Below are 21,743 nucleotides of genomic sequence, written 5' to 3'. Positions count from 1 at the left end.
TGAACAGGTGACCGACGCGCCCGACCAGACCGACCAGACCGACCCCATGGAGCAGATCGACGAGCCCGGTGGCGGTGAGAGTCTCTTCACCGTCCTCGTGGCATTGGGCGCCAACGTGCTCATCGCCATCGCCAAGTCCGTCGTCGCCTTCGTCACCGGGTCGGCGTCCATGGTCGCCGAGGCCGCCCACTCGTGGGCGGACGCCGGCAACGAGGTCTTCCTCGTCGTCGCGGAGAAGCGAGCAGGTCGCCCGAAGGACGCGGCCCACCCCTACGGCCACGGCCGCGAGGCCTACGTCTGGTCGATGTTCGCAGCGTTCGGGCTCTTCAGCGCGGGCGCCGTCGTGTCGATCTGGCACGGTGTCCAGAGCTGGCGCGAGGGCACCGGCGGTGAGGTGGAGGTCGACTACCGCTGGGCCTATGCCGTTCTCGCCCTCGCGTTCGTCCTCGAAGGCGTGTCCTTCCTACAGGCGCGCCGGCAGACCAAGGCACAGGCCGGGCGGTTGGGTCTCGAGGCGCTGCCGTTCATCCTCCGGACCTCCAACCCCACGCTGCGGGCCGTCTACTTCGAGGACGCCGCCGCCCTCATCGGCATCGTCCTCGCGGCGATCGGAATCGTGCTGCACCAGGTGACGGGGGACGCCCGCTGGGACGCGGTCGGGTCGATCGCGGTCGGCCTGCTCCTGCTCGCCATCGCCGTCTTTCTCATCTCGCGCAACCGTGACTTCCTCGTCGGCCAGTCGGTGTCCGCCGAGCTGCGCCAACGCGCCCTCGCGGACCTGCTCGAACGCCCGGAGATCGAGCGGCTGACCTTCCTGCACCTCGAGTTCGTCGGGCCGGGCCGCATCCTCCTCATCGCGGCCGTCGACCTCGTCGGCGACGACAGCGAGTCACGGCTGGCCGAGCGGCTCCACCGGCTGTCCGACTCCATCCGAGACCACGACCAGGTCGAGGAGGCCATCATCACTTTGGCCCGCCCCGAGGACCCATCGCTCAAGCCCCATTCGCCGCAGCAGGGCCGCTGAGCGAGGCTCCGAACCAACGGAGCAGCGCCTCCTCCAGGTCGCTCTCGTCGTCGCCGACCCACACGATGTGCCCGTCCGGTCGCAGCAGCACGGCCGGCGGGTCGAGCTCGTCGGAGCGCTCGGCGAGCACGTCGACCCGGTCGTGCCACCCGCTGACCGTGAGGCTGCCCGTCTGGTCGACCAGAACGCCACGACCGCTGCGCAGCAACGGATACAGGCGCCTCCCACCCGTGAAGGCGATGTCTCGCGAACGCTGACCGAGAAGCTCGCCCTCGCCCACGGCATACCAGATTCCGAGGGACGTGACCTTGTCGATGAGGTGACGGTGCACGCCCGGGAGCTCCATGAGCTCGGCCAGGAGCGACCGCACGGCCCGCGGCCCGGGCTCGGCGGACTGCAACAGAGCCTGCGCCCGCGTCAGCGTCAGGACCTCGGCCGCGACCGGTCGGCGCTCGCTCTCGTAGGTGTCGAGCAGGCCTCGGGGAGACCAGCCGCGCACGGCCGCCGCGAGCTTCCAGCCGAGGTTGAAGGCATCCTGGATGCCGAGGTTGAGACCTTGGCCACCCTGCGGAGGATGCACGTGGGCGGCGTCGCCCGCGATGAGGACGCTGCCCCTGCGGTAGTGCTCGGCCAGACGCGTTGCGTCACCGAAGCGTGAGAGCCACCGCGGTGAGTGTGCACCGAGATCACTGCCCGCGTATGCCGTGAGCTGGGCTCGCAGCTCGTCGATCGTGGGCGGGGGAGTGTCGTCCGAAGGCGGGTCGGCAGGAGTGACGACGCTGAAGACCCCACCGTCGCGCGGGACGATGCCGAAGCCCTTGTGGGTCTCGCGCACCCGCTTCGTGATCGCGCTGACCTCCTCCGTGGTGGCGGTCAGCTCGACCTCCCCGAGGATCCAGCCCGAGGTCGCCGGCTCACCGGCGAACTCGATGCCCAGGGCCTTGCGCACCGTGCTCCGGCCGCCGTCGCAGCCCACGACGAAGCGTGCCTGCAGCCGCTCGCCGCCGACCAGCTCGACGCCCGCACCGTCGCGACCCTCGTGCACGCCGACCACCTCACAGCCGCGCCGGACCTCGACGCCGAGCTCGACGGCGCGCTCCATGAGCACCTTTTCCACCTCGGGTTGGGGGATGCCGAGGACGTAGGGGTGCGTGGTGTCGAGCCGCACCGGTTCGCTTGGCTGGATGCCGGCGAAGAAGCGGTCGGTCGGATGCACCTGTCCCTGCGGAAGCAGACGGTCCAGCATCCCCCGCTGCTCCATGATCTCGATCGTGCGGGCGTGGATCCCTTGGGCGCGCACCATGGGTGAGGGCTCGAGCTCCCGCTCGAGGAGCAGGACCTCGACCCCGTGGAGCCGCAGCTCGCTCGCCAACATCACGCCGGTCGGACCGGCACCCACGATGATCACGTCCGGCACGTGACCACCTTAGGATCATGACCGCGACGGCGTGCGTGTTCGCCTGCGGCAGAACACAATTCGCGTCGTTTCTCCTTCCACTCGAACATGCGTTCGGCTATGATGGAGACATGAACCCGGACACCGCGACCGCCGCCCTTGCGGGCCGGTATGCCGCGCTGCTGGGTGCCGCTGCACACCTCACCACCGACGACCTCCTCGACGTCGTGGAACAGGCCCAGGCCGAGATCAACGCCGCCACGGCACGGCAAGCAGTGGCGCTGGCCCACCTGGCCGCGATCGACCCCGTGCGCCAGGAGGACGGCACCACCGCCGAGGTCCACCACGGCCTGGGACACCAACGCCTCGACGCACCCGAGCTGGCNCCACCTGGCCGCGATCGACCCCGTGCGCCAGGAGGACGGCACCACCGCCGAGGTCCACCACGGCCTGGGACACCAACGCCTCGACGCACCCGAGCTGGCCGCCCCCCGGCTCGGGGTCTCCACCCACGTCGCCGCCAACCGGGTCCTGGACGCCATCCGCCAGCTGACCCGCACCCCCGCCGTCCTCGACGCCATGGCCGAGGGCGACCTCGACCAACGACGCGCCGCCGTCATCACCGAGGAAACCGAGTTCCTCACCGCCCAGGACGCCGCGATCGTGGTGGCCGACGTGGCACCGCACTGGCAAGAGCTGACGATCGGGCCGCTGCGCCGCCTCGTGGCCGCCACCGCCGCCCGCGTCGCACCCCAGGCCGTGGCCGCCGAAGCCGACCGGGCCAACCAACGCCGCGGACTGACCCGCCGCCACGGCGAGCACGGACTGGACCAGTGGCGCGCCGACGTCCTGGCCGAGCAGTCCAGCCGTGCCTGGGCCGCCGTCACCGAACGCGCCCGCCAGCTCGTGCGCGCCGGTGACGCCGACAACCTCACCCAGGCCCGCGTCGACGCCCTGATGCGCCTGATCCTCGAGCACAGCGACGTGCGTGTGGTGGTCCACGCCACCCGTCCCGCCACCGACACCCCCACCTCGCCACCGCAAGAGCAGTCCGGTGCCACCCACGGTGGGGAGCTGACCTGCCACCCCACCACCGGTGCCCTCCTGGGCGGTGACGTCCCCGCCGGCCTCGCCGTGGGGCGCGACCTCAAGGGCGCCAGCACCGCGATCACCCCCGCCTACCGCATCCCCGCCGCGATGGCGAGGTTCGTGCGGTTGCGCGACGGCGGATGCCGCTTCCCCGGCTGCGCCGTCCCGGCACGCCAGTGCGACCTCGACCACGTCCGCCCCTGGCCCACCGGACCCACCGACCCCGGCAACCTCATCGCCCTGTGCCGGCGCCACCACCGCATCAAACAACGCGACGGCTGGAGCGTGCACCTGCACCCCGACCGCACCCTCACCTGGACCGACCCCACCACCCGCAGCCACACCACCTGGCCGGTCGACCACCTCCACCCCGACACCCCCACCCCAGCCGCGACACCGGGTGACCCCGCGCGCCGGACCCGACACGTCAACGTCAGCCTCCTCGACCACACCTACCTCGAGCTCCTGCTCACCGCACCGCCGCCCCCACGAACCCGACGCAGGCCACGGGCCGGTGTCCTTCCCCTGCCCGAACCCGCCATCCCAGCGACCGATACCCACTGGACCCAGCTCACCTGGGACCCACCACCCCGCGAACCCGCACCCATCCCCTTCTGACCGGGGCGTGGCGGCGCACCTCAGCTCTGTGGCCGCCACCCCGCCGGTGGGTCCTCCCCGACACGGCCGTCAACGGCTTCGCGCAGCAGGTCGGCGTGGCCGGTGTGCCGCCCGTACTCCTCGACCAGGTCCAGGACGAGCCGCCGCAGGCTCACCGGTTCACCTTCGGGGCCCGTGCGGTCGATCGGCTGGTCCAGCCCGCCACGCCCCACGGCCTGGACGAGCGCCGCTCGTGAGCGCTCGACCGCTGCGTCGTAGCGTCTGTAGTTCAGCTCCGGATCGTCGTCAGCCGTGAAGGCGAGGTCCCAGTCATCGTCCTGGTCCCAACCGTTGTCAGCCCAGTCCCGCGGCATCGCCTCGCCAGCGAGCTTGACGTGGAAGGCATAGTCCTCCTGAACGGCCAGGTGCTTGAGCAGGCCCCCGAGGGTCAGCGACGACGCTCCGACTCGCGTCGTCAGCCCGTCGGCGTCGAGGCCGTCGACCTTGAACCGGAAGGTCCAACGCAGCCGGTCCAGCGCCCCCAGCACCTGCTCGACCTCTGTCCCGGACAGCGGCGGCTCCCACGGTGTCGAGTCGGTCATGCCAGTGCCTCCGCCTCGAGGAGGGCCAGGTCACGCTCGGCGAACTGACGGTGCCACCACTCCTCGTTGATGATGGTCTCCAGGCACTGTTTGACGGGGACCTCCTCACCCGCCGGCGGCCACCCGGGTCCGTCGGGGACCGTCGCGGTGGCGGCCAGCTCCTCGTCCGTGAGTGACGCGAGGTGAGTGCGGACCCGCTCGAACCTGTCCCGGCGCAGCTCGAGGACCTCGTCGAGGCCCGGCCTGGCGTCGCGGTCCTGCGGCACCCCGGGTGTGGGTCGCATCTCGTCCCACGGCAGCTCGAGGGGGTGCCACGGCGAGGGGTCGCCCTGCACGGCACGGCTCAGCCAGGAGCTCGTCGCAAAGGGCAGGTGACGCAACGTCTGGAGAAACGACCACTCGCCGTCGACGCTCTCGTGCAGCAGGCCGGGGTCCCGCGCACCGAGCCGGCGAGCACGTTCCACGGTGCCGGACCAGAGCTCGTCGAGAACCGACCATGCCTCGCGGAAGCCCTCGACATCGGTGGGGCGCAACCGGAGCCGCTCCGGGTGGAGCCGGTCGAGCTCGGCGCTGACCAGCGGTGCGATGTCGATGCCGTTGACGCGCACGTCGTCGAGCTCGCCCCACACCTCCACGTGCATGAGCTCGACCCCGCGCATCCGGACCTTGGCCAAGGACACGTCGCGGATGTCGACGTCGGCTAGGTCGACCGAGTGGAACCTCGCTCGGCTGAGGTCGACCCTGTGGAACCGCGCGCCGGAGAGGTCCACGTGCTCGAAGGTGGCGTCGAGGAGCTGTTGGTCCCGGAAGGTGTGTGCCGTGGGTTCTGTGGTCATGGAGAAACGGTAGGACCCGTTGCGGACGAACCGCTTCCGCAAAACTGCACAGGACCGGCGATCCGTCAGGAACGAGGAACGACGAACGAGGGACGAGGAAGAAGCGCGAGGGTCAGCGGTCGGAGGCGGCGTGCAGGTCTCCTCCGGACCGGTCGAGCAGCTCGCGGGCTGCCGCTCTCCCCGACTCGATCATCGTGTCGAGCTGGTGGAACTCCAACAGGCCCACGCCCCTGGAGGCCGGCGTGATGACGTACGCGTCCGACGACCCCGCAGGGGTGGCGTCGGAGCTGCCGATCATCATCGTGCGCAGCAGGGTCTCGCCCAACGGGGGGATCCGCACCGGCCGGCTCGCCCTGACGACCGTCCCGTCCTCGGCCAGGACCTTGGGGCGGTGGGCTCGGGCGCCCATCGCGACATTGACGACGATGAGGGGACCCTCGTTGCGCTCACTCAGCACGTCGACGGGACTGTTGTCGAGCACGCCACCGTCCACGAGCAGCTGGTCGGAGGTCGCGATCGGCGGGAAGAGGCCGGGCAACCGGGCGGAGGCACGCACGGCGTCGGTGAGTGACCCGCTCCGGAAGACGACGAGGCTGCGGCTGAGCAGGTCGACACTCACGCAGCGGAACTGGCGGGGCAGCAGCTCGATCCGGCGCGACCCGAAGATGCGTTCCATCGTCTCGTCGGTCCGCCGGCCGCGCACGATCGAGAACCGCGGGACGGTGTAGTCGCTGAACGGCTTGCGGCGCACCATCTCCTCATAGACGTGGCCCTCGACGTCGGTCGCGCTCACCCCCATCGCGTAGGCGGCGGCGATGACCGCCCCGAAGCTGGCACCCGCGACGCGGTCGATGCAGATGCCCGCCTCCTCGAGCTCGAGGAGCACGCCCACGTGGGCCAGCGAGCGGGCTCCGCCGCCGGCGAGGACGAGTCCGAGGGACCGCCCGGCGATGCGGGCGGCCAGGCGGACCAGGCTCGCGTTGAGGTCGGCCTCGGGGGTGAGGACGACCTGCCACGGGTCGAAGGCAGACCACTGCTCCAGCTCCTCCGGCAGGGGAGTCGGCCCGACGATGACGACGTCCGGTTGGGCCCGGCCGACCGGTGCCAGTCGGGTCTGCTCACCGGATCGGGCGACGAGGACGACGACGTCGGCCTGACGGCGGCACGAGGCGCTCCACTCGGGGTCCTCGCCGGACGCCACCACGAGGACCCGGTCGTGGTCGTGCTCCATCTGGTCGAGGTGCTCGGAACTGCCGTGGCGCAGCACCCCGACGCGCAGGTGCTTCGCCAGAGCCGCGCGCAGGGCCTCCGCGACGTCGTCGACCGGGGCGCCGGCGCTCGCGGCAACCACGGCCACCACACCGGGACGCATCACCTCGCTCGCCGGGGGCCGTGCTTCGGCGAGCTGGTGGGCCAGCGCCGTGACGAGGGCGCTGAGTGCACCCCGGTCGCTCCACACCGTCGCCTCGAGGAGCGCGCGGTCCACCTCCAGCACCTGGCAGTCGCGACGGGCCCGGACCGAGGCAGAGCGTCGGCCGCCCGTGAGCAGCGCCAGCTCCCCGATGACGGCACCGGGCCCGAGCTCACGCACCGACTCCTTCCCGACGAGGACCTCGGCCCGGCCCGACCTCAGCACGAACAGCGTCGTCGCGACCTCGCCCTCACGCACGATCCATGAGCCCGCGCGCACCGTCGCGGGGTGCGCCGAGCTCTCGATGCGCGCCTGTGTCTCGGCAGGCAGCTGCGAGAAGAGGGACTCGCGCACGGGCTTGGCCCGCCCCGCGTCCAGGCCATCGTCCGTATGCCGTCCGCCCCCCTCCGCGTCCCCGCTGCCCGCTGTCGTCGGCGAGGGGGAGGTCACCACCTCGGCGGGCGTCGGTCCCTCGGCGGCCCGGATTCGACCGAGGAACAGTGCGGCCACGGCACACAGCGCAAAGCAGATGATGCAGAACAACCACCCGTTGCGCATGTCGCGCACGACGGTGAGCGGCGTCGGGGTGCCCAGGATGATGACGAGGATCGCGATGCCGAGGACGCCACCGACCTGCCGGACGCTGGAGATGATCGCCGAGGCAGTGGCCGAGCGGCCACCCGGCACGGCCTCGAGGGCAAGGCTGCCGAGCAGCGGGAGGGTCGCCCCGACCCCCAGGCCGCTGAGCACCTGTCCGGGGAGCCACTGGGTGAGGAAGTTCGGCTCGACCCCGACCATCTGGTCGTACCAGACGAACGCCCCGACCCACACGAGCGCGCCCCCGACGACGACCTCGCGATATCCCCGGCGCGCGGCGATCGGCCCGAGCGCTCCCGCCACCACAGCCGCGGTGAGCGCCCCCGGCACGGTGGCCACACCGGCCATGAACACGGAGTACTGCCAGACGTACTGCAGCCACAGGATGTTGGTGAGCAGGTAGGCGAAGAAGCCCGCGCCGGCGATGAAGGTGACGATGTTGGCGACGAGGAAGGGTCGGCTGTGCAGCAGCTCGACGTCGATGAGCGGCGACGGGTGCCGGCGTGAGCTCATGACGAACCCGGTGCCGAGGACGACGCAGCCGACCAGCACGGCCCACAGGGTGAGGCTGTCCGTGCCCCACTCGTTGGCCTTGATGAGGGCGGTCGTGCCGAGCCCGAGGGATCCTGCGAGGAGCAGGGCGCCGACGAGGTCGGGCATGGTGCGGCGACCCGGGGCCCGGCTCTCGACGAGGACCTTGCGCGAGAGGACGAGGGCCACCGCGCCGAGGGGAAGGTTGATGAGGAAGGCCCACCTCCACCCGCCGCCCTCGACCAGCGCGCCGCCGATGGGCGGTCCGAGCCCTGCCGCGACGGCCGCGGCGGCGCCCCACAAGCCGACGGCGTGGGCGCGGTGCTCGCCGGGGAAGGCCTCGATGACCAGCGCGAGCGAGGCCGGGATGAGCATCGCCGCCCCGAGCGCCTGGAAGACGCGGGCGATGACGAGGACGTCGATCGACGTCGCCGCCGCGCACCACAGCGAAGCCAGCGTGAAGAGGGCGATCCCGGCGATGTAGAGCCGGCGCCGGCCCAGCAGGTCGCAGAGGCGACCGCACACGATCAGGAACGCGGCCAGCACGATGTTGTAGGCGTTGAGGACCCACGAGATGGTCCCGATCGACGTGCCGGGGAACGACTCCCGGATGCTGGGGAAGGCGACGTTGACGATCGTCGCGTCGAGGAAGGCGAGCAGGGCCCCGAACGACGCGACGAGCAGGACGGTGCGTGGCGCAACGCGCCCTCGGCGCGGGGTGGCGGGTGCAGGCGTGGCAGCGCGCAGGCCCCCGCCGGTGTCGAGGGTCGAGGTCATGTCCCGATCCTGTGGGCCAGCCCTGCTCGAGGGCATCGGTGATCTCACGGATCTTGCGCAGGGCAGGCAGGTGAGCACCCGGCATACGGTGAAGTTCAGTGAGGACACGGATGCCCGCACGCAGGGACGGCGCGACAGTGGAGGGTCGCCGCACCGCCCACCGTCCCAGGAGTACCCCGTGTCCACATCGCGCCCACGCCGCTCACGGCTGGCTCTCGTGCTTGCCGCAACCTTCGGCCTCGTGGTGGCCCTGGCCCAAGGGGTGGTCGGTCCCGCATCCGCGTCCTCGCTACCGGCGCCCACGAGCATGGTGGTCAAGGCCTACAGCGACCCGGCCGTCATCGGCGCCAGCCTGGCCGGTGCCCCGGCTGACGCGATTCCGACCGTCCTCGCCGGCAAGGGTGACGCGTTCCTCGTGTCGGTCACCCTCAGGGCGGGGACCCTGGACGCGGCGTTCCCGAACGACCAGGACGTGACCCTGACGGCGAGCGGCCCCGGCGCGCTCCCCTCGGCCACGCGGACGATCCCGGGTGGCGCGACGACGACGGTGTTCACGGTCTCCTACTCCGCCGAAGCCACGGGCGTGAAGGTCCAGGCGTCAGCGGGCAAGGGCAACAAGGCCGTCAGCGGCACCAGCAACGCCTTCGACGTCAACCGCGTCCTGAGCTTCGTGCCCGGTGCGTCCGAGAAGCTGCGCGACGGCACGGCAGGTGCCGACGGAGCCGGCTGCGCGGTCGTCGACCGCGACCACCCGATGTGCGGCATCGTCGTCCTGCCGAAGGGCGCCTCCAGCGACGTCGCCCTGAGTCTGGGCCTCTGCCCGGCGGGTGAGAGCTGCGTCAAGGGCGCCCTCGTCACGCAGATGATCGCCAACCTCACCGACGCCACCGGCACCCGCATCTATGACCGCAGCAACCCCGCCCGCATGGAGATCATCTGTGACAAGAGCCTGTGCGGCAAGGCAGGCGTCCCCTCCTTCACCGCGTTGTGGTCCCGCAGTGCGGTCGGCGCCCTGGTGGCGGTGCCGCCCTGCGCCAGCAAGGGCGTCATCGACAGCACCCTCGAGTACTGCACCGACTACCGCGCCAGCCAGCGCGACGGCGCGGGCGACGTTCACCTGGTGGTGTGGTTCCTCGACGACGTGAGGGGGAGCATCTGAGCAGCGACGCCAGCGAGGTGCACGACCCCGAGGCGATCGAGGGCTGCACGGCCCTGGACCCGCAGGAATATGGCCTCGGGGTCATCGGGGTCCATCGCCTCGGCCCGCGCGAGGACGAGCAGCGCCTCCTCATAGCCGTCCCCGCCCGGCGTGACCTGCTCGAGCCCCCGGCTGGCCTGCTGCGCGGCCTCCGCCGGACGGCCGGAGGCCAGGAGGGCGAAGGCGCGGATCCGGTGCAGCCGCGGCAGGACGTCGGGCAGCTTCTGGGCCAGGGCATCGTCCTGCGCACGTGCCACCAGCCGCAGGCCCTCCTCGACGCGCCCTACGCCGAGCAGCGCCTCCGCCCGGGCGGCGTCGAGCAGGGCGAGCTCGACGCGCAGGTGCAGGTCGGTGAACCGGGCCCGGGCGTCGGCGAACAGCTCCCACGCCTGCTCGTGGTGACCGAGCGCGGCGTGGGCCCGGGCACCCTCACGCAGTGCCAGGGCGACGAGCTCCTCGTCGTCGGCCCCACGGGCCAGGCGCAGGGCTCGCCGCAGCGGCGGCAGCGCCTCCTCGAAGCGTCCGCGGGAGACGAGCACGTCGCCGAGGTTGTAGGTCACGTTGCCCTCGTTGGCCTCGTCGCCGAGCCGGCGGAACATCGACCCGGCCCGCTCGAACATCTCCGAGGCCTGGGTCCAGCGCCCGGCCCGGTAGTCGTCGATGGCCAGGTTGTTGGTGCACAGCGCCTGGCCGTGGAGGTCCTCGAGCCCCTCGTAGGCCGCGAGCGCCAGCCGACCGTACGGCTGGTCCTCCTCCTTGCTGGAGGCGCCGTAGGCGAGGTGCAGCGCGTTGTAGGCATGGGCGAGCACCGTGGTGTCGCTGCTGGACTCGGCCCACCGCGCGCCCATGGTCGTCCACATGATGGCCTCCTCGGTCCGGCCCTGGAGATGGCGGCAGAAGCCGTAGCGCGTGGCCAGCTCCGCGCGCACCGCCTCCGCCTCCGGTCCCTTCGAGCCGTCGAGCATGCGCAGCGCGCGGGTGAGCACCCTCAGCGACTGTGGATATCTGCCGAGTCGGAGCCCGATGCGGGCCTCGCGGTACAGGAGCCGGGCCCGGCCGACGGGGTCGTCGGGAAGGAGGTGGCGCGCGTCGCGGAACGCGGCGATGGCTGCCGTGGACTGCCCGGCCATGTCCCGTGCCTCACCCAGACGCACGTATGCCGCGGTGCGGGCTTCCCGGGACACGTCCGGCAGGTGCCCTGCGGCGTCCAGGGCCCGGCCGAAGTAGGCCGCCGCCTCGCTGTAGGCGTAGGCAGCGGCGGCCTGCTCACCCGCGACGAGCGAGTGTGTCCAGGTCTGCGCATGGAGTCCGGCCGCGTGGAAGTGGTGGCTCAGCGACGCCGGGTTGGCCGAGCCCTCGTCTCCACCTTCGAGCAGGTGGGCGACGCGGGCATGCATCGAGCGACGGAGCCGGAAGGGCAGCCCGTCGTAGGCGACGTCGCGCAGCAGTGAGTGCCGGAACTGCACGGTGCCGTCCTCGAGGGTCTCGACGAAGTCGGCCACCTCGCCGAGGTCGGTGTGCACAGCGCCGTCGGCGTCGGGGACGAGCGACGCGAGGAGGTGCGGGTCGAAGCGCATCCCGATCACGGCGGCATACCGCAGCAGCGTGCGTGCCCGTGGGGGAAGCCGGTCGAGCTCACGCACGTACACCGCCTCGACGGACGCGGGCAGGTTGCCGGAGTCACCCTCGAGCAGGGCAACGCTGGCCAGGGAGCTGAGGAACAGGGGGTTGCCGGCGGCGCGACCGGCCATGGCCTCGATGTCGCGCACTCCCAGGCGGGCGTCGCCGGCGGCCGCCTCGATGAGGTCGGTGGCGGCCTCGTCGGACAGGGGGCCGAGCGGGATCTCGATGACGCGGGGCAGGCCCGGGTCGGGCACGAAGGTGGCGGTGGCGCCCGGCTCGGATTCGCGGCGGGTGATGACGACGCACCACGGCCGGGTGTGGGCCCGCGCGAGGAGCCGTTGCAGCAGTGAGGCCGACGCCTCGTCGATGAGGTGGGCGTCCTCGAAGACGAGGAGGGTCGCGGTGGGCAGCGTGACGTCCAGCAGCTCCAGGGCCACCTCCTCGAGTCGGGTGCGTCGGAACCGCTCGTCGAGGTCCTGCGTCTCGCGGGAGGGTGGCAGCTCGACCCCTAGCAGGGGTGCGAGCAGTGGCAGCCATGGCAGGAGGTGAGCGGCATTGTCCTGCAACCGCCTCGTGAGGCGACGCATCACGCCGGCACCGTCGTCCGTGGCACTGATCCCGAGCAGGTCGCGCAGCACGGTGCGGAAGGCGAAGTACGAGGCGCTGGCGTCGTAGTTGCTGCACGCGGTGACGAGGACCGCGATCTCGGGCGGGAGCGGCGCCAGCTCGGCGACGAGGCGGGACTTGCCGATCCCGGGCTCCCCCGAGATGTCGACGACCGAGCCGGTGCGTTGCAGGGTGCGCAGGACCGGTGCACGCAGGAGCAGCAGCTCGAGCTCGCGACCGAAGAACGGCGTGACGGCGCGAGCCGCGGAGCGCCCCTCCACCAGCCCGAGGACGCGTTGAGCCTGCACGGGCCGCGACTTGCCCTTGACGAGAAACGGCTCGAGTCGCTCCGTGCGCACATGGGTGTACGAGCGCGACACGACCTCGTCGCTGGCCAGCACCTCGCCCGGTGCGGCACGCGCCATGATCCGCGCCGCGAGGTTCACCGCGTCGCCCTTGACCGAGTAGGTCCGGCGGAAGCTCGGGCCGAAATCGCCGGCGAAGACCGACCCGCGGTTCACCCCGACGCGCACCGACAGCACCCCGGCCCGGTCGACGATGTCGCGCGCGGTGCGCAGGAGGCGCTCACTGTCCTCCCCACTGCTGGTGGGGGCGCCGGCGGTCAGCATGATCTTGCCGCCGTCGTGGGAGAGGTCGGACTCGAAGAAGGTCACGCCGTGGTCCAGGCAGGCCTGCTGCACGTTGCGGACCACGTCGTCGAGGGCGTCGGCCACGGCATCGGCCTGCCCTTCCTCGCCCAGCAGCACGTCGGTGCCGGAGAACTCGACGAAGGCCACGGCGACGGAGCGGTGCTCCGACTCTCCCTGGGCCTGCACGAGGTGCCGTCGGATCATCGGGGGGATGCAGGGGGTCACGTCTTCCGCGAGGGACTGCGACTCACTGTCCCGCCACCGGCGGATGACGGGACTGCCCGACAGCAGCCGAGCACCGGCGGTGGAGGCGCCCACGAGCTCGGCACCCCGGCTGGACCGGGGGAGCAGGGCGACGGTCGTCGCGCTGAGACCGATCTGCCCGGCCTGCGACAGCTTCTCCATCTCGACGAGCACGGTGGCCGCCGGCCCGGCGAGCAGGAGCTCGCGGTGGCTGGCGGGATCCCCGACGAGGAAGAGGTCGAACACCCCGGTGTGGACCCCGATCGACATCCGCAGGTTCACCCGCACCGGCAGGGCGTGGCGCCGCACGAGGTCGCGCAGGCTCGCGCGCATGCGATGGGCCGCCCGCGCCGCGCGGGCGGCGTGCTCGTCACCGCGGAAGAGGAGGACCACGGCGTCCCCGCCCCACTTGAGCAGGTCCGCACCGTCCGCGCTCGCCACGGTCAGCAGCCTCCCGAAGGTGGCGTCGAGGGTGTCGCTCATCTGCTCCGCCCCGACGGCACCGAGCCGGGCGAGCCGCTCGGTGAGCGCCGTGAAGCCGGAGATGTCGGCGAACATCGCGGTGGCCTCGATCGCCCGGTGCCGCTCGTCCGGTGACGTTCTCAGCCACTCGCCGGCGAGGCGGGGGGCATAGGGCAGCAGGGAGGCGGCGGGACCTTCCCAATCGGCCTCGGCGGGTGTGTCCCCGGCGGTACTTTGGGAGCTCGAGGGCATGGGTCCTGGCATCAGCTGTTCCTGCAGCTGGGGCCGGCGCCGGGGCTCGCCGGACCGGGTGAAGGGTAGCGATGGCTCTTGCGGTGCAGGATGCCGCTCCCGAGCGGCCTTTCGTCGGTCGCGAGCCCGAGGTCGAGGTCCTCACTCGCGCCCTGGCGGTCGACGCTCACTCGCACGGGTCGCTCGTCGTGGTGCGCGGCGAACCAGGGATCGGCAAGACCACGCTGCTGGCATCGGCGCTGGCTCGGATGGACCCAGCGACCGGAGCGGTGCTGCGCGCCACGGCAGGAGCCATGGACCGTCGCCGCCCCTATGGGCTGGTTCTCGATGCGCTTGCCTCGGGTGATGCCGATGTCCGCGAGCGGGTCGCCGGCATCACCGACCGGTTGCGCGAGGTGGCCGCGGTCGACTTCGCGCGGGCCGACGTCACCGCCGGTGAGCAGGTCCTCGACCTCATCGAGATCCTGGCCGCCCGCGGACCCGTCACCCTCGTGCTCGAGGACCTCCAGTGGGCCGACCCCGGTTCGCTCGCCGTGCTCACGCGCCTGTGCGCCACGATGCGCCAGCAGCCACTCGTCGTCGTGGTCTCGGCCCGGCCACTGCCCGTCCGCCCCGAGCTCACCCACCTCCTCTCGGAGGCGGAGGCGCGCCACGTCCTCACCCTCATCGAGCTGGGTCCCCTCACACCCGAGAGCTGCACCGCCCTCACGGAGGCCCTGACCCGCGCCCGCGCGGATGGTTCGCTGCTGCGACAGATGGAGGTGGCAGGCGGCAACCCGCTCTTCCTCATCGAGCTGCTCGGAGTGATGCAGCGTGACGGCTCGCTCCGCGTGGCCGCGGACGGGACGGCGAGCCTGGCGTCCGCACCCACGAGAACACCGTCGCTCGCCCTGATGATCATGAACCACCTCGGCTCCCTGTCGCCGGCGGCACGTGACCTGCTCGTCCTCGCCTCCGTGCTGGGGGCGCGGTTCCCGATCTCGGACCTCCGCCTCATCGCCGGACAGCCCGTGACCGAGCTGCGGCCGGCGCTGAGCGAGGTCATGGCGGCAGGGGTCCTCGGGGAGGACGGGGAGTCCACCCTGACCTTCCGGCACGCGCTCATCCAGGAGGTGCTCGTCGCCGACGTGCCGGCCACCATCCGTGGAGAGCTGCACCACGAGATGGCCACCCGGCTCGAGGCGGTCGGTGCGCCACCGCTGTCCGTGGCCGAGCACCTGCTGCGGGCACCGGGGTCTGCCGAACTCGTGCCCTGGACGCTGCGGTTGGCCGAGCGGGTGCGCACGACCTCCCCCGATACCGCCGTCGAGCTGTGGCGCCGGGTCGTGGAGGCGTCCGCGCCCACCCAGGACGCCCACATCCGGGCCGTGGCCGGGATCGCGCGCACCATCATGGTCGGCGGTCGCACCGCCGAGGCGGCCGAGCTCGCCCGAACCGTCCTGGGTGGGGGCACGCCGGCCGAGCTCGAGAGCGGGCTGCGGGCCACCCTGTCGCACGCGCTCCTCTTCGGCGGCGACTACCTCGGGGCCCAGGCCGAGGCCGACCGAGCAGCCGGCGGCACCCGGCTCACGCCGTTCGAGCGGGCCGACCACCTGGCCTTCGCGGGCTGGCCCCGGCTCCTTCTCGGCGAGCCGCGCGAGGCGCTGTCGCGGGCGCACGAGGCGCAGGCCGCCGCCGAGGCGTCGGGCAACACCTCGGCCCGCATCTTCGCCCTGGTCCTGCGCGGTCACGTCGCGGGCGCACGCGGGGATCTCGACGAGGCGCTGGCGCTGCTGCTCGGGGCGGTCGAGCTGGCGGACTCCGAGCAGACGGTCGCGGCGATCGAGGCCTTCCCGCACCAGATCGCCGCCACCCTCCTCGCCGACCTCGACCGGGTGGACGAGAGCCTGGCGCTGTTCGAGCGCGGCCGCCGTCTCGCGGAGCGACTGGGCTACCTGCCCGGAGTCTTCTCGGCCTTCTACCTCGGCTCCCGCTCGAGGGCGCTGACCGGTCACCTCAGCGACGTCGAGGCCGACCTCGAGGCCCGGGAGTCCCTGCGCGGCCGGCTCGACCTGCAGATGGAGGCCACGACGCTCGGGACCCGGGCATGGGTCGCGCTCCACCGCGACGGTCCGGACGCCGCCGAACCGTGGGTGCGGCGGCTGGGTGACGTCGACGCCGTCACCGGCATCGTGCGAGGAGTCGCGTGGGTGCACGGGCCCGCGAGCGGCCACGCCCAGGCCATCGGCGACCGTCACGGTGCCTTCGCGGTCCTCTGGCGCGGCTGGGAGCGCTGCATCGCGCGCGAGGTCCTCATGGACTGTGTCCAGATGTCGGTCCAGCTCACCGCGCTCGCGCTGGAGCTCGGCGAGGACGAGCGGGCCTCGCAGGTCGAACGGGTCGTCTCGGGGGTCGCCGAGGGGAACCCGGACGTCGTGCACCTCGCGGCCACGGCCCAGGTCGTCAGCGGGCTCGTCGCGCACGACAGCCGGCGGGTACGCAAGGGGGCTGACCTCTTCGCCGCGACCCCTCGTCGGATGGCGCACGCCCGCGCCGCGGAGCTCGCCGCGGCCGCCCTCGCGCGCGACGGACTCATCGAGGAGGCCATCGCCATGGCCGAGGACGCGCTCCGGTCCTACGGCGAGGTCGGTGCGAACCACGACGTGGCCCGGGCCCGGTCCCGCCTCGCCTCCGCGGGCGTGCAGGTCAAGGGCCACCGGGTCAGCGCCCGGCCGGCCACCGGGTGGGGGGCCCTCACCCGGACCGAGGAGACGGTTGCCCGGCAGGTGGCGACGGGACTGTCGAACCCCGAGGTGGCCGAGATCCTGTTCGTCTCCCGGCGGACCATCGAGAGCCATGTGTCACACATCCTCGCCAAGCTGGGGCTGCGCTCCCGCACCGAGCTCGTCCTCTTTGTCGCTCGGCGCGCCCACGAACTCGACGAGCGCACCCATGAGGTCCAGCCACCCCTGGAACGGCGTGGCACCGACGCCTCCCAGGACGGCTACGGTGCCGGCCGGAGGGCTGGAGTGGTCGAGCGTGATCTGGATGAGCACGCCCCACGGTGACACCGGCGCCGTCCGTGCGTCGTCCGTGGGCTCACTGATCTTTGCCGGGCTAGGTTGAGGCCCGCGGTCATTCACCGAGACCGGACGAGACGGCGAGGGGACAGCGATGGGCGAGCACCCGGCATACGTGCAGACGGTTCTGGACTGCGAGCGACCCCGCGAGCTGGCCGAGTTCTACCGGCGGCTCCTGGGGCTGGTCTACCGGCCCGGTGACGAGCCCTCGACGGACGGCAGCCCGGACACGGTCGACTGGCTGGTCCTCACCCGGCCGGACGGCACGCGGCAGCTCGCGTTCCAGCAGGTCCCGCGGCTGGCGCGCACGACGTGGCCGCAGGACGAGGTTCCTCAGCAGGCCCACATCGACTACGTGGTCGAGGACCTCGATGCCCTCGAACGGCACAAGGACACGGCCCTGCGGCTCGGTGCCGAGCTCCGGCTCGACCGCACCGACGACCCAGAGGAACCGCTCTATGTGCTCGCCGACCCCGCCGGCCACCCCTTCTGCCTCTTCGTCGGCCAGGTGGCTCGGCGACGAGGATGACAGAGTGGGCGCTGGTGCTCGAGGTCTTTCGATGAGGGGTGTGTGCAGGTGCGTTCGCGGAGGCGGGGACTCAAGGCCGGGATCGCCGTGGTCGTGGCGGCACTTCTGGCGGTCGGTGTCTGGGCCGGGTTGACGTGGTGGCCCGACCGTCAGGCCACGGCCGCACACAGCGCCGCCCAGCTCGTGGCCACGGGGCTCACGAAGGGCCAGTACGCGCCCGGCTCCATCGTGGACGACGACTCCGGCACGACCCCCGACCTGGCGCCCGTTGTCAAGGGGATGGGCAAGGCCAGGCACGACGTCACCGTCGCGTCCATGACGGAGCCCAAGGACGGCCTCGCCGTGGCGACGCTGAGGCACTCGTGGTCCCTGCCGGGGTCGCCGACTCCGTGGACCTACGAGACGTCCCTCGAGGTCCGTCGGGGCGATGACCGGTGGCGGGGTGAGTGGGACCCAGCGGTCGTCGCTCCCGACCTGGTCGTCGACGAGGTCATGAGCATCAAGCGCCAGCAGCCGGACCGGGCTCCGATCCTCGGCGCCGGCGGCAAGGCGATCGTCGAGCCGCGCGACGTCTATCGGGTGGGGATCGACAAGACCAAGGCGAGCGGAGCGGTCGCCGTGTCATCCGCCCGCGCGCTGGCCACGGCGATGGACATCGACATCGACACCTTCGTCAGCGCGGTGCAGAAGGCTGGTCCGCGCGCCTTCGTCGAGGCGATCACGGTCCGGGTGGACAGCGACCAGGCCGATGCCGCGTTCGCCGTCGACGAGCCAGGGGTCTTCCTCGTGCCGGAGAAGCGCATGCTCGCTCCCACGCCGAGCTTCGCCCGCCCGATACTCGGCGTCGTCGGTGACGCGACGGCCGAGATCGTGGAGAAGTCCGACGGCAAGGTGCTCGCCGGTGACACGGTCGGCATCGGGGGCGTGCAGTCCGCGTTCAACGACCAGCTCGCGGGCGAGCCCGGGTATGCCGTGGTCGCGAAGGGCGGAGCCCAGGAGCGCACCCTCTTCACCACCGAGGCCATGCCGGGCACCCCCGTCACCCTCACTCTCGACATCGCGACGCAGGAGAAGGCCGAAACCGTCCTGGCCGACGTGGACCCGGCCTCGGCCATCGTCGCCGTCCAGCCGTCGACGGGGCACATCCTCGCCGCGGCCAGCGGCCCGGGCGGCAAGGGCACCTCAACCGCGACGCAGAGCCGCTATGCGCCGGGTTCGACCTTCAAGACCGTGTCGGGCCTCGCCCTGCTGCGATCCGGTCTGACGCCGACCTCCACGGTCGAGTGCTCGCCCACCGTGACCGTCGACGGGCGCTCGTTCAAGAACGTCGACGGCTTCCCGGCCTCGGCGCTGGGGTCGGTGCCGTTCAGCTCGGCCTTCGCGCAGTCGTGCAACACCGCCTTCATCCGGGCAGGCGAGGAGCTCGCCCCGGCCGCGTTGCCGGCTGCCGCAGCGGCTCTGGGGCTCACCGCCCAGGCCGCTCTGGGCGTGCCTGCCTTCCTCGGGTCGGTCCCCGAGCCGAAGCCGGGCACCGAGGAGGCTGCGTCGATGATCGGCCAGGCCAAGGTCCTTGCCTCACCGCTGGGCATGGCCACCGTCGCCGCGTCGATCGCTGCGGGTAAGCCCGTGGCGCCGACCCTCGTCGTCGACACCAAGACACCCGGACCCCAGGCTCCCGAGAAGCCCGTCACCGCTGCTGAGGCTGCGCAGATCCGGACCCTCATGCGTGGTGTCGTCGAGCAGGGCAGTGCGACGTTCCTCCTTGACGTGCCCGGTGCACCGGTCGTGGCCAAGACGGGCACCGCCGAGTTCGGCGACGCCGATGCTCTAAAGGAGCATGCCTGGATGATCGCCATCCAGGGCGACCTCGCCGTCGCGGTCTTCGTGGACGAGGGCACGGGCGGAGCGGCCACTGCGGGCCCGCTGCTCGAAGCGTTCCTGCGCGCCGTGGCCTGACCCACGGCGAGCATCGGCGGCCAGGTGACCTGCGATGCTGGGGCTCGTCAGGACTGAGTGACGACGACGGGATGGGGATGGCCGACTCCGGGCATGCGTTCCAGCTGGTCGACGCCAGCGTCCAAGAGGTCCTGGCTGCCCTGCGCAGCGGCGTCATCACGAGTGTCGAGCTCGCTCAGTGCTACCTGGACCGCGTCGAGGCCTTCGACCGTGGCGTCGGCGGGCTGAACTCTCTCCCGGTGCTCAACCCGGACGTCATGGTCCAGGCAGCTGAGTCCGACCGGCGCTGGCGGGCCGGCGTCCCGCGGGCCCTCGAAGGAGTGCCCTACACGGTGAAGGACTCCTACTGCGTCGAGGGGCTGACGGTCGCGGCTGGCTCACCCGCGTTCGAGCACCTGCTCGCCCGACAGGATGCGTTCTGCGTCGAGAAGCTGCGTGAGGCCGGCGCCGTGCTCATCGGGAAGACCACCATGCCGCCGATGGCGGACGGCGGGATGCAGCGCGGCCTGTACGGACGGCCCGAGAGCCCGTACAACAGGGACTTCCTGCCTGCCGCCTACGCGTCCGGATCATCCAGCGGCTCCGGCGTCGCCACCGCGGCGAACCTCGCCATGTTCGGCATGGCGGAGGAGACCGTGTCGTCGGGTCGCAGCCCGGCATCCAACAACGGCCTGTGTGCCTACACCCCCTCGTGGGGCCTCATCTCCATCCGTGGCAACTGGCCGTTGCACCCTGCCCGGGACGTCGTGGTGCCCCACACCCGCTCGATGGCGGACATGCTCCGAGTCCTCGACGTGCTCGTGCAGGACGACCCGCAGACCCGAGGTGACTTCTGGCGCCACCAGCACGTGGTGGACCTTCCGCGGCCCAGCGAGCACCGGCCACGCTCCTACCCCGAGCTGCTCGACCCGCGAGCCCTGGAGGGCAAGCGGCTCGGTGTACCCGCGATGTTCGTGAACCAGGATGCACGCACGCCGATCGCCACCCGTTCGTCCGTGATCGACCTCTGGGAGGCGGCCCGTCAGCGCCTCGAGTCCCTCGGCGCCGAGGTCCTCGTCACCGACTTCCCGCTCATCGAGCAGTACGAACGGCCCAGGCACACCGGGGTGCCGCACGTGCTCGACCAGCTCCCGGACACGTGGCGCTCGGCCGAGCAGGAGCACTTCCTGCCCTTCGGCTGGGATGACTTCCTGCGCGTCAACGGCGACCCCGGCTGCAGGACCCTCGCGTCGGCCGACCCGGCGCTCATCGCACCCCGCCCTCCAGGCACGCTGCCGGACCGGTTCGACGACGAGGCCGACCGCTTCACCGACGCCGTGGCCTTCGCTCGCGCAGGCATCCCTGACCCCCGTGGACGGGAGGACTTTGCAGCCGGGCTCACCGCACTGCAGTCCTTGCGCAGGACCCTCTTCGAGGACTGGCTCGTCGAGCGCGACCTGGACGGCATCGTGTTCCCCGCGAACGCCGACGTGGGTGCCGCCAACGCCGACGTCGACCGCGACGCGGCGGACCGCGCGTGGTCCAACGGCGTCCACTTCTCCCACGGCAACGTTGCCCTGCGCCACCTCGGCATCCCCACCGTCACGGTGCCGATGGGGATCATGTCCGACATCGGCATGCCGGTCGGCCTCACCTTCGCGGCCGCCGCCTACGCAGACCTTGAGCTGCTGCGCTTTGCCTCTGCGTTCGAAGCGGGCGGCTCGGGCTCCCTGCGTCGCCCGCCGCCGACAACCCCGGCGCTCATCCCTGAGCCACGCTGACCTGCCCTCTGGAGATGCCAGCGCCCACGAATGGCTGACGTGAGTGACGCGACCAGCGGCCTCGCGCGTGATTCGATGGGGTCATGGACAACGAGACCCGTGTCGTCAGCTCGACTCGCGACATCGCTGCTCCCGCCGAGACCATCTTCGAGCTGATCGCGAACCCGCGTCGCCAGCCCGAGTGGGATGGCAACGACAACCTGGTCGAGGTGATCAGGGGCGACCGCATCCACGGCGTGGGTGAGGTCTTCGCGATGCGCACCACGAAGGGCAACCACCGCGACAACCTCGTCGTCGACTTCGAGGAAGGACGGCGTATCGCCTGGCGCCCCGGCAGCGAGGGCAAGGCGCCGGCGGGCCACGAGTGGCGGTGGGACGTCGAGCCGCTCGAGGACGGCAGTTCGCGGGTGACGCACACCTATGACTGGACCGACCTCACCGACGAAGCGCGTATGCCGCGTGCCCGAGCCACGCAGGAACCTCAGCTCCGTGCGTCGCTCGACCGCCTCGCGACCCTCGCGGAGTCGCTCAGCTGAGGTGAACTG

At 71.9% G+C, this 21,743-nt stretch carries 13 protein-coding genes; 8 read left to right on the top strand and 5 right to left on the bottom strand.

The genetic code is table 11. The features are described 5' to 3' along the window. Nucleotides 1–7 precede the first annotated feature (7 nt). Complete coding sequence (locus ASG74_RS09965; protein ID WP_235498883.1) at nucleotides 8–1,024, top strand: cation diffusion facilitator family transporter; 1,017 nt, start codon at nucleotides 8–10, stop codon at nucleotides 1,022–1,024. Here the strand turns inward: ASG74_RS09965 and ASG74_RS09960 are convergent. After that, a complete protein-coding gene (locus ASG74_RS09960; protein ID WP_056142193.1) occupies nucleotides 993–2,441 on the bottom strand; it encodes an FAD-dependent monooxygenase in 1,449 nt (482 codons plus the stop codon). The two genes, ASG74_RS09965 and ASG74_RS09960, sit on opposite strands and share 32 nt — an antisense overlap. Nucleotides 2,442–2,828: 387 nt before the next feature. Between ASG74_RS09960 and ASG74_RS09950 the strand changes: the two genes are divergently transcribed. Continuing rightward, a complete protein-coding gene (locus ASG74_RS09950; RefSeq protein WP_056142186.1) occupies nucleotides 2,829–4,127 on the top strand; it encodes an HNH endonuclease signature motif containing protein in 1,299 nt (432 codons plus the stop codon). Between the two features lie 20 nt (nucleotides 4,128–4,147). Here the strand turns inward: ASG74_RS09950 and ASG74_RS09945 are convergent, their stop codons facing one another. From ASG74_RS09945 to ASG74_RS09935, 3 genes are all read right to left on the bottom strand, one after another. Next, entirely contained in the window at nucleotides 4,148–4,708 is a 561-nt protein-coding gene (locus ASG74_RS09945; RefSeq protein WP_056142181.1) for a mycothiol transferase, read from the bottom strand. Next, nucleotides 4,705–5,544 carry a DinB family protein gene (locus ASG74_RS09940; protein WP_056143491.1) on the bottom strand — a complete coding sequence of 280 codons (840 nt, stop codon included), beginning with the start codon at nucleotides 5,542–5,544 and terminating at the stop codon, nucleotides 4,705–4,707. Before ASG74_RS09940 ends, ASG74_RS09945 begins: the two co-directional genes overlap by 4 nt. Nucleotides 5,545–5,656: 112 nt before the next feature. After that, nucleotides 5,657–8,860: an MDR family MFS transporter/patatin-like phospholipase family protein gene (locus tag ASG74_RS09935; RefSeq protein ID WP_056142177.1), complete on the bottom strand. Its 3,204-nt coding sequence runs from the start codon at nucleotides 8,858–8,860 to the stop codon at nucleotides 5,657–5,659. Here ASG74_RS09935 and ASG74_RS09930 point away from each other — a divergent pair. Then, nucleotides 8,859–10,019: a hypothetical protein gene (locus tag ASG74_RS09930; RefSeq protein WP_162252796.1), complete on the top strand. Its 1,161-nt coding sequence runs from the start codon at nucleotides 8,859–8,861 to the stop codon at nucleotides 10,017–10,019. The two genes, ASG74_RS09935 and ASG74_RS09930, sit on opposite strands and share 2 nt — an antisense overlap. Here ASG74_RS09930 and ASG74_RS09925 read toward each other — a convergent pair. Then, nucleotides 9,974–13,906 (bottom strand): adenylate/guanylate cyclase domain-containing protein, encoded by a 3,933-nt coding sequence (locus ASG74_RS09925; protein ID WP_082569634.1) that lies wholly within the window; start codon nucleotides 13,904–13,906, stop codon nucleotides 9,974–9,976. The two genes, ASG74_RS09930 and ASG74_RS09925, sit on opposite strands and share 46 nt — an antisense overlap. A 59-nt stretch (nucleotides 13,907–13,965) precedes the next feature. On the opposite strand from ASG74_RS09925, the gene ASG74_RS09920 reads away from it, so the two are divergent. The 5 genes from ASG74_RS09920 to ASG74_RS09900 all read left to right on the top strand — a co-directional run bounded on the left by ASG74_RS09920 (nucleotide 13,966) and on the right by ASG74_RS09900 (nucleotide 21,734). Beyond that, nucleotides 13,966–16,941, top strand: coding sequence for a helix-turn-helix transcriptional regulator (locus ASG74_RS09920; RefSeq protein WP_056142169.1), 2,976 nt, complete (start codon nucleotides 13,966–13,968; stop codon nucleotides 16,939–16,941). 106 nt (nucleotides 16,942–17,047) lie between these two features. Beyond that, entirely contained in the window at nucleotides 17,048–17,482 is a 435-nt protein-coding gene (locus ASG74_RS09915) for a VOC family protein (RefSeq protein ID WP_056142166.1), read from the top strand. Between the two features lie 48 nt (nucleotides 17,483–17,530). Further along, complete coding sequence (locus tag ASG74_RS09910; RefSeq protein ID WP_235498882.1) at nucleotides 17,531–19,438, top strand: penicillin-binding transpeptidase domain-containing protein; 1,908 nt, start codon at nucleotides 17,531–17,533, stop codon at nucleotides 19,436–19,438. Between the two features lie 77 nt (nucleotides 19,439–19,515). Continuing rightward, entirely contained in the window at nucleotides 19,516–21,198 is a 1,683-nt protein-coding gene (locus ASG74_RS09905; protein ID WP_056143488.1) for an amidase, read from the top strand. 83 nt (nucleotides 21,199–21,281) lie between these two features. Continuing rightward, a complete protein-coding gene (locus ASG74_RS09900) occupies nucleotides 21,282–21,734 on the top strand; it encodes an SRPBCC family protein (protein WP_056142160.1) in 453 nt (150 codons plus the stop codon). The last annotated feature ends 9 nt before the right edge of the window (nucleotides 21,735–21,743 follow it).

This window comes from Knoellia sp. Soil729 (genome assembly GCF_001427985.1).
Lineage (GTDB): Bacteria > Actinomycetota > Actinomycetes > Actinomycetales > Dermatophilaceae > Knoellia.
Note: the sequence above shows the minus strand (reverse complement) of the source record. Positions and strands in the feature narration are given on the sequence as shown.